Genomic DNA, 12,542 nt, shown 5'->3' with positions numbered 1-12,542 from the left:
CGCGGAACGACCACCATTCGCTTGATCGACAAGAGATAACGATATAAAGAACTCTTTATATCACGACGGAGAGATTTCATGACCCGGACCATCGTTGCCTCGGCGACACGAGAAATCATCATCGGCTTCGACCAGCCCTTCTGCGTGATCGGCGAACGCATCAACCCGACCGGCCGCAAGAAGCTCGCCGCCGAGATGGTGGTTGGCAATTTCGAGACCGTCATCAAGGACGCGCTGGAGCAGGCCGCCTGCGGCGCCACCATGCTCGACGTCAATGCCGGCGTCACTTCGGTCAACCCGAACGAAACCGAACCTGGTCTTTTGGTGCAGACGCTGGAAATCGTCCAGGGCCTGGTCGACCTGCCGCTGTCGATCGATAGTTCCGTCAGTGCCGCGATCGAGGCCGCGCTGAAGGTCGCCAAGGGCCGGCCGCTGGTCAACTCCGTCACCGGCGAGGAGGAAAAACTCGAAGCCATCCTGCCGCTGGTCAAAAAATACAACGTGCCCGTCGTCGCCATCTCCAACGACGAGACCGGCATTTCGATGGACCCGGACGTGCGCTTCGCCGTCGCCAAGAAGATCGTGCAGCGCTGCGCCGATTTCGGCATCCCGGCGCACGACGTCGTCGTGGACCCGCTGGTCATGCCGATCGGGGCGCTTGGCGATGCCGGCCGCCAGGTGTTCGCGCTGCTGCGCCGCCTGCGCGAAGAGCTCAAGGTCAACACCACGTGCGGCCTGTCGAATATCTCGTTTGGCCTGCCGCACCGCCACGGCATCAACGCCGCCTTCATCCCGATGGTGATCGGCGCCGGCATGACTTCGGCGATCATGAACCCGGTGCGGCCGCAGGAAATGGAAGCCGTGCGCGGCGCCAACGTGCTGAACGGCACCGACGAGAACTGCACCAAATGGATCAAGACCTACAAGGATTACAAGCCGGCCGAAGGCGGCCACGCGGTGGCGGCGCCGACAGCGGTCAATGCACCGGGCGAAGGCGGCGGCAATGGCAGCCGCCGGCGCGGCGGTCGTGAAGCCCGGATGGGCCGGGGATAAGCGCGCAATCGTGAATTCACCTGCAAACATTACCGATCCGCTCGTGCTGTTCATGCCGTCAGGCAAGCGCGGGCGGTTCCCTGTCGGCACGCCGGTGCTCGACGCCGCGCGCCAGCTCGGCGTCTATGTCGAGAGCGTGTGCGGCGGACGCGCCACTTGCGGGCGCTGCCAGATCGAGGTGCAGGAAGGCAATTTCGCCAAGCACAAGATCACCTCCTCAAACGACCACATCTCGCCCAAAGGTCCCAAGGAAGAGCGCTACGAACGCGTGCGCGGCCTGCCCGAAAGGCGCCGCCTCTCCTGCTCGGCGCAGATCCTCGGTGATCTCGTCATCGACGTGCCGCAGGACACCGTCATCAACGCGCAGACCATCCGCAAGGATGCCGACACCAGGGTGATCGCCCGCGATACGGCGATCCGCATGTGCTATGTCGAGATCGAAGAGCCCGACATGCACAACCCATCAGGCGACCTGGACCGGCTCAAGATCGCGCTGATGAAGGACTGGGGCTTTAAAAACCTCGAATTCGACTTTTATCTGCTGCCGCAGGTGCAAGGCATATTGCGCAAGGGCAACTGGACCGCTACCGCTGCCATCCACAAGGATGCCGACAGTGACATCGCGCGCGTCATCGCGCTGTGGCCGGGCCTCAAGAACGAGGCTTATGGGCTGGCCTGCGACATCGGCTCGACCACCATCGCCATGCATCTGGTATCGCTGCTGTCGGGGCGCGTCGCCGCCTCGTCCGGAACGTCGAATCCGCAGATCCGCTTTGGCGAGGATTTGATGAGCCGCGTCTCCTATGTGATGATGAACCCGGATGGCCGCGAAGGCATGACGGTGGCCGTGCGCGAGGCGATCTCCGGCCTCGTCGACAAGGTCTGCGCGGAAGGCAATGTCCAGCGCAACGACATCCTGGATTCCGTCTTCGTCGGCAATCCGATCATGCATCACCTGTTCCTCGGCATCGATCCGACCGAACTCGGCGGAGCCCCCTTCGCGCTTGCCGTCTCGGGCGCCGTGCGCATCAAGGCATCCGATATCGGGCTGAAGCTCAACCAGGGCGCGCGCCTCTATATGTTGCCTTGTATTGCCGGCCATGTCGGCGCCGATGCGGCGGCGGTGACGCTGTCGGAAGGCCCGCATCGCCAGGACGAGATGATGTTGATCGTCGATGTCGGCACCAATGCCGAGATCGTACTCGGCAATCGCGCGCGTGTCGTGGCTGCCTCCTCGCCCACCGGTCCGGCCTTCGAAGGTGCCGAAATCTCCGGTGGCCAGCGGGCTGCGCCCGGCGCCATCGAGCGCGTGCGCATCGATCCCGACACGCTGGAGCCGAAATACCGCGTCATCGGCTCGGAATTGTGGTCCGACGAACCGGGCTTCCTCGACAGCGTGCAGGCGACCGGCGTCACCGGCATCTGCGGCTCCGGCATCATCGAGATCGTCGCCGAAATGTATCTCGCCGGCATCATCTCGGAGGATGGTGTCGTCGACGGTTCGCTGGCCGCGCGCTCGCCGCGCGTCGTCGCCAACGGCCGCACCTTCTCCTACGTGCTGAAGGAAGGCGAACCCAAGATCACCATCACCCAGACCGACGTACGCGCCATCCAGCTTGCCAAGGCGGCGCTCTATGCCGGCACCAAGCTGTTGATGGAAAAGCAGAACACCGAGCACGTCGACCGCATCCATTTCGCCGGTGCGTTCGGCTCCTTCATCGATCCGAAATACGCCATGGTGCTCGGCCTTATCCCCGATTGCGATCTCGACAAGGTCTCGGCCGTCGGCAACGCCGCCGGCGCCGGTGCCCGTATGGCGCTGCTCAATCGCGGCTATCGTCGCGAGATTGAGGAGACGGTGAGCCAGATCGAGAAGATCGAGACCGCGCTGGAGCCGAAATTCCAGGAGCATTTCGTCTATGCCATGGCGTTGCCCAACAAGGTCGATCCCTTCCCGAAACTGTCGGCGGCGGTGAAACTGCCGCCACGCAAGACGGTCAGCGAGGATGGCATCGCCGGAGATTCAGCACCGCGAAGGCGCTCGCGCGAAGGCCACGCCGCACGGCGCAGCCGCGACTGACAAACCGCTTCAGGCCGTTGCGATCGGATTCATGTGTCTGCAGCCTGGGTAAGCGGGGTCTCTTTTCCGCGCTTGACGCCTTTGGGGCGTGAGGGGTGCAGCGCCCGGATGAGCGGCTTTTCAACGACCGGATAAAGCATCGCCGAGAACACCAGGCTGAGAACGACGATCAGCGCCGGCTGCAATGCCGGCAGCACGCCGAGCCGCAAGGTGATGCCCGTCACCGCGACGGCGACCAGGGCGTGCCAAAGATAGATCGAATAGGAGGCTTCGCCGAGGAAACTGAACAAGGCCACAGGCCTGAACGGCCGAGCGCGTTCGGCAAAGACCGCACCCGCCACGATCAGCATGGCCGGGATGCCCCAGCGCAATACGCGCGGCATATCGGCGTCGACCAACGGGATGACGGCGAGCAGAAGAAACCCACCACTAAGCAGCGTCAGGGCCAGCCCAAACGAGAGCCTAACGTCCTGGAGCCACAGGCGTGCGAGAATGACGCCGGCAGCGAATTCGAGCACGATTGGGCTGGTGAAGGAACGCGCATATCCGTCGGGCAAGACAAAATGCAGCGCGACGATGATGGTGAGACTGCCGACGAGCACGCGCAGACGCCATCGTTCGCCCAGAAAAAGAGTCAAGGCGAAAACGAGATAGAACATCATCTCGTAGCTCAGCGTCCAACCCTGGAGGACGACGGGATGCAATGCGCCGTCTTGCAGAAGCGGCAAGAAGAACAGCGAGCGGCCGAGACTCAGCGGGCTGAGCAACTGATCGTAAAAAAACTGTGGCTTGATCAGCATGGCTGCGGCAGTCATGAAGGTGACGATCCAATAGAGCGGCACGATGCGGGTGATCCGGCGGCCGATGAAGCCCACTGGATCCGCCGGGCGGCTCGCCGTCGTCACCCACATGATGAAACCGCTGATCACAAAGAAGACGTCGACCCCGGCAGCACCGACCGAGAACGGGCCGTCGAACTGCTCGCTGACGTGGAAGCAGACCACAGCACTCGCAGCTAGCGCCCGCAGATACTGAATGCTGTGGATACTCGGCACGATGACCCCAGTCATGGTTTCCGCGTTGTGCTGCAACGCACACTTCTGCTGCTGCGCTGCACAATTACAGGCAGTTGCGGGGCGACTTGTCAACTATTTTCTATTCGAGTCGCAGCGCACCACCGCCCGAGGACGTCCAATTTACCGGGACCTGAAAACGACTTCGGCGCCTCGAAAACTCATTTGTATGCAATGTTTCCAGATTAGGCCGATCTGGAAACGAACGCGCTATTTCCGCGAAATCCATCCGATACATGGCAGGCGCATTTACCCCGCATCGAACGGCGGCCGAGAAGTCCTTGGCCACTGCCGTTCTTCAAGGGAGATGAAAATGTCGATGTTCGAAAGTCTCGGCCGCTTCGGTGTGACCGTCAGGCAAGCTCATGCCAGGAATAAGGCGATCCGCGCGCTGAACAGCTTGCCGGCGCATGTCCAGAAGGACATCGGGTGGCCGGCATCGCCGCCGAACGATCCGCAGGCCACGCTCGCCTCGCTGCTTCTGGGTACGACGCGCTGATGACCTTCACCGACAAATGCAAATTGCTCGGCCTTCGTCGGGGACCTCGTACGTCCCCGACGGCCCACAACCGGCTGCGCGCGGCACTTCTACCGCGCCACTGATCACACCAGCGTGTGGACAAGGCGCTGATCTTGACATCTTTGGCCAGGGCACGATCTTCAAGAATGAAGGGGAATTCTCTTAGTCGGCTGCCGCCGAAGTCCGTGTATCCGCATGCCAAGTTTGAAAAGCCACGTCGTGTCCTTCGTGCTCAGGCACAGCCGCAAGCAGGCCTTTTCCAGCCCGGAAAACCTGCAGCGCTGGATAGCGGCCGCGCGCAAGACCGAGGATCACCGTCCGCCGGCCTTGCTGCAGCAGCGTTACGATATCCAGACGCGCAGCGTTGACGGGTTTCCGGTCTACGAAATCGCGCCCAGGGCCGGAGAACACAAGCAGATACTCTACCTGCATGGCGGCGCCTATGTCTTTGAGATCACGCCTTATCACTGGTATCTGATCGCCGACATGGCCGACCGGCTGGGCTACGGCATCACCGTGCCGATCTATCCAATCGCGCCCGAGCACAACTTCCACGCAATGTTCGGCATGGTCGGCGCTGTCTATCGCCGGATGCTCGAGGAGACAGAGGCGGAAGACATCATCTTCATGGGCGATTCCGCCGGCGGCAACATGGCCGTGGTGCTGACCATGATGGCCGCGGAAGCGGGCCTGCCCCTGCCCTCGCGCCATGTGCTGATTTCACCCGGCCTCGACGTCTCGCTCGCAAACCCCGAAGTATTCGAGGCGGAGCGGAACGATCCATGGTTGGGCATTGCCGGTGGGCGGGAGGCGATCCGGCTCTATAGTGCCGGTATGGATCCGACCGACTGGCGCATCAGCCCGGTCTATGGCGATCTGTCGGTGCTGCCGAAGACATTGCTCCTGACGGGCTCCCGCGATCTTCTCACGCCCGACAATCTGATCTTTGCACAAAAAGCCCGCACCGCCGGTGTCGAGGTGGAGTTGGTTTACGAGGAAGGCATGTTCCACGTCTGGCCGCTGATTGACATGCCGGAAGCGCGGCGCGCGCGCCAACACATCGTTGCTTTCCTGAGCCAGAGCCCTTCGCCGATCGCCGCCTCCGCAGAGGCGGCGGAGCAGCGCCTTCGGTCCGACTATCCCGGATGATCAGAACTTGCCGGTTTCCCTAAATACTTCGAAAGTCGCGCGGATGTGGTCGGCGACGGCCTTGACCGGCGCACTGGCGTCCGGCGCCACCACCATGGCAAGATTGTAAGTGCCGATATCGGGCATGCCGTCCTTTGGGCAGAGTTCGACCATGTCGTTGCCGAGGAACGATCGCGGCAGCGGCGCGACCGCAAGGTCTGCCATGATCGCGGCTCGCTGGCCTGCGGTATGGGCGCTCATGTAAGCGACGCGATAGTTGCGGCCCTCGCGGCCTAATGCCTCGAGCGCACCGGCCCGCCAGGCACAGCCTTCTTCCCACAATGAGACCGGCAGCGGTTCGCGTAGATGCGCGCAGCCGCCCTTGGCGCCGGCCCACACGATGGGCTCGGTCAAAAGCACCTCGGCGCCAAGCGCGCTGGTCTTATAGGAGTTCGTCAACAGCGTGATGTCGAGCGCGCGGTCGTCCATGCGCCGGCGCAGATTGCTGCTCTGGTCGATGGTGACGTCGACGGCAATCGAGGGATGCGACTGCGCGAAACGCTTCAACACATGCGGCAACACGCGCTCGCCATAGTCGTCAGGTGAGCCGAGCCGCACCACCCCGACAATATCGGGGATGATGAACTTCGACACCACCTCGCGGTTGATCGACAGAAGCCGCCGGGCATAGCCGAGCAGCATTTCGCCGTCCGTGGTCAGCGTCACCGAACGCGCGTCGCGCGCGAACACCGAGCGGCCGAGAATATCCTCCAGCTTCTTGATCTGCATGGAGACGGCCGACGGGGTCCGGAACACCGCATTGGCCGCGGTGGTGAAGCTGCCGGTCTCGGCAATCGCCACGAAGGTGCGCAAAACGTCGAGGTCGAGCAGCGGCAGCGGATGATTGAGTGGGGCGTTCATGACGATCGACCTTCAATTTTTCTGATACAAAACATCATTCCATTTCGTTTGATTGAACATCAGATCAGGAGCATAGTCAACTCCATCGAAGCAGCATGCTGCCAAAGCGGCCACGAAACGACCACGGCGCAGACCTGCATTCGACGTGTAATGTAGCTGAAACAGACCTGACGTAATGCATTGCCGGCGCCTCCGCGCCGCAGCAAAGGAGATCGAAATGTCTATCCTCTCGTCCCTCGGCCGCATCGCGACCGAATTCAACGCGGCCCGCGCCCGCTACCAGACCGAACGCGCCATCCGTTCGCTGCCGATTGAGTTGCAGAAGGATATCGGCTGGCCGGAAGCGTCCGACGCCAAGGCCGGCATTCGCAGCGGCATCGGATCCTGGGCTGGAGCAAAGTAGATCGTGTGTACCCCGTGCTGAAGGCCTGCCGCGCGACCCGCCCGGCAGGCCTTCTCTATTTCATTTGTATTCAAACGAATTCAGGAGCCATGCCGCCGCTGCAGGGCGCATATGAGCAAGCCGCATAGCAGCTCGATTTTCAGATTAACTCGCTGTAAATATTCATGAATCCTAGGCATATTGCTCGTAGCCTGCCAAAATTTGTCGCATCCGGTGTCGCTTTTCATATCAAGCGCTTCGCTTTTACGATTTAGTTCCTGCTCACACAAGCCTATATCACCGTCAGCAAACGAGCTGCCCCACTCCATCAAGCGAAGGCGACCCGTCTGAGCAACCGATTGGAGATGATCATGAAGCTTTTTGCCCGCCTCTTCGCCCGCCGCGAAATGAACCTGACCACCGCTCTCGAGCGTCAGCGTCTTGCCAACACCATGCCCGGCCAGACCGGGGCCATGGCTGCGGCGCGTCTCGGCTTCGTCGCCTGATACCTCCACAGCCGCGCTCCGTGCCACGGCTTCAGAGTTGACAGCCGCCGCTTCGGTTCCGCCGAGGCGGCGTTTATCTGTTGCGCTTCCATCACCTTTTCACAACCTGACGGTGGCCTGGTTTGAGCAGCACCGCGCTGCGATTGCCCATTTGCGACCCATGTCGCAAATTTAATCTTGCCAAAGCCGCCTAGCCGATTGACAGGAATGGTTTTTCCTGATGACGCTATGCTATTCGCGACATCCTGTTCGCGTCATGGCCAGATGAGGTTACCCGTGAACGCCGTCAAGCATCCGATCAAGCGGTCGTTTGTGTTCTTCCTTGTTCCCGATTTCACCATGATCGCTTTTGCGACCGCGCTGGACCCGTTGCGCTCCGCCAATCGGATGCTCGGCTACGAGGCCTATCGCTGGCGCCTTGCCAGCATTGACGGCAAGCCGGTGCGCGCCTCCAACGGCGTGGAGTGTGCGGTCAACACCTCGCTGGAGGAGGAACGCAAGAAGATGGCCGGGCCGGACCGCCCGAACATGGCCATCGTCTGCAGCGGCACCAATGTCGAGCGCTATCAGAACAAGTCGGCTTTTGCCTGGCTGCGCGAGGAATATAACCGCGGCGTCGCCGTCGGCGGTCTGTGCACCGGTGCGCATATCCTGGCCGCCGCCGGGCTGTTGTCGAACAAGCGCTGCGCCATCCATTGGGAAAACCTGCCGGGCTTTTCCGAGGCCTTCCCGAAGGCCAATGTCTTTGCCGACCTGTTCGAGATCGATCAGAACATCTACACCTGCGCCGGCGGCACCGCCGCGCTCGACATGATGCTGAAGCTGATCGGCGACGATTTCGACGAGAACCTCGTCAACCGCGTGTGCGAGCAGGTGCTGACCGACCGTGTGCGCAGCCCCACCGACCGCCAGCGCCTGCCGCTGCGCGCCCGCCTTGGCGTGCAGAACTCGAAAGTGCTGACCATCATCGAACTGATGGAGGCCAATTTGTCCGAGCCGCTATCGCTGATCGAGATCGCCGACCATGTCGACCTGTCGCGCCGCCAGATCGAGCGCCTGTTCCGCACCGAGATGGGCCGCTCCCCAGCCCGCTACTATCTCGAAATCCGCCTCGACCGCGCCCGGCATCTCTTGATCCAGTCGTCGCTCCCGGTGGTCGAGGTGGCGGTCGCCTGCGGCTTCGTCTCGGCCTCGCATTTCTCGAAATGCTACCGCGAGCTCTACGCCCGCTCGCCGCAGCAGGAGCGCGTGGACCGCAAGCAGTTGCTGGCGGCTTGACCCCAAACCGCAGACGACCGAGCCGTGAACGGTTAGTGCACCTCTGCGGTCCGCATCGCCTCGACGCGGATGTCCTCGGTCAGCCGTGCCTTCAACGCCGAGAATTCCGGACTGGTCTTCAGCGTGTAGTGGCGCGGATGCGGCAGGTCGATGGCGACATCCGACTTGATGCGGCCGGGCCGCGCCGTCATCACGATAACCCGCGAGGCCATGAAGATCGCCTCCTCGATGTCGTGGGTGACGAACAGCACCGTTTTCTTGCGCCGTTCCCATATGCCGAGCAGCAATTCCTGCATCAGCCCGCGCGTCTGGTTGTCGAGGGCTCCGAACGGCTCGTCCAGCAGCAGGATTTCCGGATCGTTGGCCAGTGCCCGCGCTATCGCCGTGCGCTGCTGCATGCCGCCGGAAAGCTGCTTCGGCCAATGATTCTCGAACCCCTTCAGCCCGACGAGATCGACATAGGAGGCAACGATCCCATCCCTCTCCTCCTCGGCCATGCCGCGTTCGCGCAGGCCGAAAGCGATGTTTTCGGCGACCGTCAGCCATGGGAAAAGCGTGTAGGACTGGAAGACCATGCCGCGGTCCGGCCCGGGTCTCGTCACCGCCTTGCCGTCGAGCAGAACGCGACCTTCGCTTGGCGCTTCCAGGCCGGCGACGATCCTCAACAGCGTCGACTTTCCGCAACCGGACGGCCCCAGTATGGTGATGAAATCATTTGCCGCGACCGCGAGATCCACCGGCATCAGCGCCCTGACCGGCTCTCCGCCGCGCACGCCGGCAAAGGTGCGCGCAACGCCCTCGATGAGAAGCTTGCTCACGCCAGGCTCCATGGAAAGAGCCAGCGGTTGAACGCCTTGAAAGCGAAATCGGACAACAGCCCGATCAGGCCGATGACGATGATGCCGAAGATGATCTGCCCGGTCGCCAGCCGCGACTGGCTGTTGATGATCATATAGCCGATGCCCGACGACGAGCCGATCAGTTCGGCAACGATGACATAGGTCCAGGCCCAGCCGAGCACCAGCCGCAGCGTCTCGGCGATCTCGGGCGCGTTGGCCGGCATGATCACCCGCCTGACGATGCCATTGTTGGTCGAGCCCAGCGTATAGGCGGCCTCGACCAGATCGCGCCGTGTGGAACCGACCTTGACCGCAATGATCAGGATGACCTGGAACACCGAGCCGACGAAGATGACGAGCAGCTTTTCCAGCTCGCCAATGCCGGCCCACAGGATGAGCAGCGGAATGAAAGCCGAGGCCGGCAGGTAGCGGGCGAAGGAGACGAAGGGTTCCAGAAACGCTTCCACCGGTTTCCAGGCGCCCATGGCGATGCCGAGCGGCACGGCGACGACCGAGGCCAGCACAAAACCGCCGAAGACCCGCCAGATGGTGATCAGTATGTCGAGCCAGAAACGGTCCTCGACCAGCAGCCGCCAGCCGTCCCGCAGCATCGACAGCGGGTCGGCGAGGAAGATGCGGTTGACGTGGCCGCCAAGTGTGATCCAGGCCCAGAAGGCCACGAACAGCACGAAGAAGGAGATACCGAGCACTGTTCGCAGGCTCGGTGAGACAGGATGCAAGGGGCGCATCTTCATCCTTTGTCAGCGGGAAAGTGGCGGCGCACTGCGCCGCCGCACGGTATCCAAGGGTTGAACCGTCAATTCGCCACGGCGCTGGTGTCGGCCAACGTGGCGACGTCGGGCGCCTCCTTGATCAGCCCCATCTGCAGCAGCAGGTCGCCGGCGGTCTTGGAAAAGTCCTGGAATTCCTTGGTGAAGAACTGCTTGTTCGCGGCCTTGTCGGCCCATTTCAGGTACTTCGCCGAATCCTCGAATTCCTTGGCCGACTGTTTCACGTCGGCGCCCATGATCTCGTAGGATTTCTGCGGATCCTTCTTGATCATGTCGAGGGCATCGAAATAGCTGTCGGCAAGCGCCTTGGCGGCGTCGGGATTAGCCTTGAGGAATTCGGGCGTGCAGCCGACCGTGTCGAGAACCATCGGATAGTCGAGCGTGGTCGCCAGGATATGACCCTGATCGGCCTTGTCGCGCACGGCCGAGATGAAGGGCTCGTAGGTGACGGCCGCGTCATTCTGGCCGGCGAGGAAGGCTTGCGCCGCCGCGTCAGGCTCGAGATTGACGACCGTCACGTCCTTGGTCGACATGCCGTTCTTGTTCAGCACCCAGGCCAGCATGAAATAGGGCGAGGTTCCCGGCGCGGAGGACGCTACATTCTTGCCCTTGAGGTCGGCGACGGTCTTGATGTCGTTGCGCACGACGATGCCGTCGGCGCCGTAAGATTTGTCGAGCTGGAAGATTTGCTTGGTGGTCACCCCGCTGGCGTTCCAGACCAGCCAGGTCTCGACCGTGGTGGCGGCGCATTGCAGGTCGCCGCTGGCGATGGCGAGCGGTCGGCTGGCCTGCGGCACCTTCTTCAAGGTCACGTCGAGGCCATGCTTCTCGAACAGCCCTGCCTGCTTGGCGAGCGTCAGCGGCGCGAATCCGGTCCAGCCGCTGATGCCGATGGTGAGTGACGTGGCGGCCATCGCCGGCGCGGTCAACCCCGCGGCAAGCGTCAATGTAGCGGCAAAGACGGTTATCCTGTTCATGTCAGTTCCCCTTTTGTTTTTCTGGGGGAAATTGTTCACAGAGGCCGATGGGCTTGTCAATCAACAGGAACGTGTTTGCGCACAAAGCAGCCGGCAACCCGGTTTGGAATTGCTCTACCTGCTGTCGTGCATCCAGTTGCGGTTGCGCCACATTTTCTCGCCGACCTGGCAGTCGGCGGCGGGCTTGTCCTGCGCCAGCTCCACTGGCGGATAGTCCGCCTCCTCCGCCACCCAATAGGGTGACGCTGGACCGGCAAGCTCAAGCACAAGCTTGCGGCGGATGGCTTCGGGAAATTGTGTCCAGTCATTGACCGGGATCATGAAGGCACCGGCGCCGCCGATGACGCAGTCGCTGTAGTAGCGGTCGAGATCGTTCACGTCATAGACGCCGGAAAAGCCGCCCCGGGTCATCAGCGGCAGGCCGTTGATGACGATGCCTTGGCTGACCACCCCGTCGCGGACGAGATTGACCGGCGCGCCCTGGTTGTTTGGCCCGTCGCCCGAAATGTCGATGACGCGCTTGGTTCCCTGGTAGCCGCTTTCGGCGAAAAGATCGCTGCCGAACTCCAATGCACCGGAGATCGAGGTGCGCCGTGCGCTGTTGGGCGGCTGGGCCGACATTTGCGCCACCACCCGCTCGGCGTCGGCGCGGCTTGCGATCACCGTCCACGGCACGATGACGTGTTGCCAGCCGGTGCCGGCCCATTCGACATAGGTGACGGCGATCTTGCCATAGGCGCCATCGGCGATCGCCTGCAGCACATTGTCATGCGTCAGCGCCGCCGCGTAGCCATGGCGCTGGATCTCCAGCTCCTCTGCCGACATGGACAGCGAAACGTCCACCGCCAGCACCAGCTCGACATCGACCGGCTCGTCGGCGTGGGATCTCGGCGCCAGCCAGAGCGTCAGCGCCAGTGCGGCAGTGGCCGAAAGCAGATGTCTCGCGCAGGGCAAACCAGACATTGCGCAAGGTTAAGCCAGAATCGCCCACCGA

The 12,542-nt window shown here is 62.4% G+C and carries 13 protein-coding genes; 7 read left to right on the top strand and 6 right to left on the bottom strand.

What is annotated here, in order from left to right; all coding sequences use genetic code 11:
• Positions 1-78: 78 nt before the first annotated feature.
• Both FJ960_RS26900 and FJ960_RS26895 read left to right on the top strand, forming a co-directional pair.
• Positions 79-1,053 carry a methyltetrahydrofolate cobalamin methyltransferase gene (locus tag FJ960_RS26900; RefSeq protein ID WP_027145888.1) on the top strand — a complete coding sequence of 325 codons (975 nt, stop codon included), beginning with the start codon at positions 79-81 and terminating at the stop codon, positions 1,051-1,053.
• The gene (locus tag FJ960_RS26895; protein WP_140502636.1) at positions 1,004-3,133 is read left to right on the top strand and encodes an ASKHA domain-containing protein; all 2,130 of its coding nucleotides are present in this window, start codon (positions 1,004-1,006) and stop codon (positions 3,131-3,133) included. The genes FJ960_RS26900 and FJ960_RS26895 overlap by 50 nt, the downstream gene beginning before the upstream one ends.
• Before the next feature lie 29 nt (positions 3,134-3,162).
• Here the strand turns inward: FJ960_RS26895 and FJ960_RS26890 are convergent, their stop codons facing one another.
• A complete protein-coding gene (locus FJ960_RS26890) occupies positions 3,163-4,224 on the bottom strand; it encodes an acyltransferase (RefSeq protein ID WP_246672977.1) in 1,062 nt (353 codons plus the stop codon).
• Positions 4,225-4,519: 295 nt separating this feature from the next.
• Here FJ960_RS26890 and FJ960_RS26885 point away from each other — a divergent pair, with 295 nt between their 5' ends.
• Together FJ960_RS26885 and FJ960_RS26880 are read left to right on the top strand one after the other, a co-directional pair.
• A complete protein-coding gene (locus FJ960_RS26885; RefSeq protein WP_140502635.1) occupies positions 4,520-4,705 on the top strand; it encodes a hypothetical protein in 186 nt (61 codons plus the stop codon).
• Between the two features lie 216 nt (positions 4,706-4,921).
• Entirely contained in the window at positions 4,922-5,875 is a 954-nt protein-coding gene (locus FJ960_RS26880) for an alpha/beta hydrolase (protein WP_140718102.1), read from the top strand.
• On the opposite strand, the gene FJ960_RS26875 is transcribed toward FJ960_RS26880, so the two are convergent.
• Entirely contained in the window at positions 5,876-6,775 is a 900-nt protein-coding gene (locus FJ960_RS26875) for a LysR substrate-binding domain-containing protein (RefSeq protein WP_015317416.1), read from the bottom strand.
• Between the two features lie 217 nt (positions 6,776-6,992).
• On the opposite strand from FJ960_RS26875, the gene FJ960_RS26870 reads away from it, so the two are divergent.
• From FJ960_RS26870 to FJ960_RS26860, 3 genes are all read left to right on the top strand, one after another.
• Positions 6,993-7,178 (top strand): hypothetical protein, encoded by a 186-nt coding sequence (locus FJ960_RS26870; protein WP_140718100.1) that lies wholly within the window; start codon positions 6,993-6,995, stop codon positions 7,176-7,178.
• Between the two features lie 350 nt (positions 7,179-7,528).
• Entirely contained in the window at positions 7,529-7,663 is a 135-nt protein-coding gene (locus FJ960_RS30225; protein ID WP_013894968.1) for a hypothetical protein, read from the top strand.
• A 264-nt stretch (positions 7,664-7,927) separates the two neighbouring features.
• A complete protein-coding gene (locus FJ960_RS26860) occupies positions 7,928-8,941 on the top strand; it encodes a GlxA family transcriptional regulator (RefSeq protein ID WP_348642373.1) in 1,014 nt (337 codons plus the stop codon).
• 32 nt (positions 8,942-8,973) lie between these two features.
• Here FJ960_RS26860 and FJ960_RS26855 read toward each other — a convergent pair whose 3' ends face one another.
• The 4 genes from FJ960_RS26855 to FJ960_RS26840 form a co-directional block, all read right to left on the bottom strand.
• Positions 8,974-9,759, bottom strand: a complete 786-nt coding sequence (locus FJ960_RS26855; protein ID WP_140502631.1) for an ABC transporter ATP-binding protein — start codon at positions 9,757-9,759, stop codon at positions 8,974-8,976.
• Positions 9,756-10,529, bottom strand: a complete 774-nt coding sequence (locus FJ960_RS26850; RefSeq protein WP_140502780.1) for an ABC transporter permease — start codon at positions 10,527-10,529, stop codon at positions 9,756-9,758. The genes FJ960_RS26855 and FJ960_RS26850 overlap by 4 nt, the downstream gene beginning before the upstream one ends.
• A gap of 68 nt (positions 10,530-10,597) precedes the next feature.
• A complete protein-coding gene (locus FJ960_RS26845) occupies positions 10,598-11,548 on the bottom strand; it encodes an ABC transporter substrate-binding protein (protein ID WP_140718098.1) in 951 nt (316 codons plus the stop codon).
• Positions 11,549-11,662: 114 nt separating this feature from the next.
• Positions 11,663-12,511 (bottom strand): DUF1194 domain-containing protein, encoded by an 849-nt coding sequence (locus FJ960_RS26840; protein WP_140718096.1) that lies wholly within the window; start codon positions 12,509-12,511, stop codon positions 11,663-11,665.
• Between the last annotated feature and the right edge of the window lie 31 nt (positions 12,512-12,542).

The sequence above is a fragment of the Mesorhizobium sp. B2-3-11 genome (assembly GCF_006442215.1).
Taxonomy (GTDB): Bacteria; Pseudomonadota; Alphaproteobacteria; order Rhizobiales; family Rhizobiaceae; genus Mesorhizobium; species Mesorhizobium salmacidum.
Note: the sequence above shows the minus strand (reverse complement) of the source record. Positions and strands in the feature narration are given on the sequence as shown.

Excerpts from the sequence above, each read along its gene's own strand:
- FJ960_RS26900 (WP_027145888.1), top strand. The coding sequence starts at position 79 with ATGACCCGGACCATCGTTGCCTCGGCGACACGAGAAATCATCATCGGC.
- FJ960_RS26845 (WP_140718098.1), bottom strand. The coding sequence starts at position 11,548 with ATGAACAGGATAACCGTCTTTGCCGCTACATTGACGCTTGCCGCGGGG.
- FJ960_RS26885 (WP_140502635.1), top strand. The coding sequence starts at position 4,520 with ATGTCGATGTTCGAAAGTCTCGGCCGCTTCGGTGTGACCGTCAGGCAA.
- FJ960_RS26860 (WP_348642373.1), top strand. The coding sequence starts at position 7,928 with ATGAGGTTACCCGTGAACGCCGTCAAGCATCCGATCAAGCGGTCGTTT.
- FJ960_RS30225 (WP_013894968.1), top strand. The coding sequence starts at position 7,529 with ATGAAGCTTTTTGCCCGCCTCTTCGCCCGCCGCGAAATGAACCTGACC.
- FJ960_RS26840 (WP_140718096.1), bottom strand. The coding sequence starts at position 12,511 with ATGTCTGGTTTGCCCTGCGCGAGACATCTGCTTTCGGCCACTGCCGCA.
- FJ960_RS26850 (WP_140502780.1), bottom strand. The coding sequence starts at position 10,529 with ATGCGCCCCTTGCATCCTGTCTCACCGAGCCTGCGAACAGTGCTCGGT.
- FJ960_RS26880 (WP_140718102.1), top strand. The coding sequence starts at position 4,922 with ATGCCAAGTTTGAAAAGCCACGTCGTGTCCTTCGTGCTCAGGCACAGC.
- FJ960_RS26870 (WP_140718100.1), top strand. The coding sequence starts at position 6,993 with ATGTCTATCCTCTCGTCCCTCGGCCGCATCGCGACCGAATTCAACGCG.
- FJ960_RS26895 (WP_140502636.1), top strand. The coding sequence starts at position 1,004 with ATGGCAGCCGCCGGCGCGGCGGTCGTGAAGCCCGGATGGGCCGGGGAT.
- FJ960_RS26875 (WP_015317416.1), bottom strand. The coding sequence starts at position 6,775 with ATGAACGCCCCACTCAATCATCCGCTGCCGCTGCTCGACCTCGACGTT.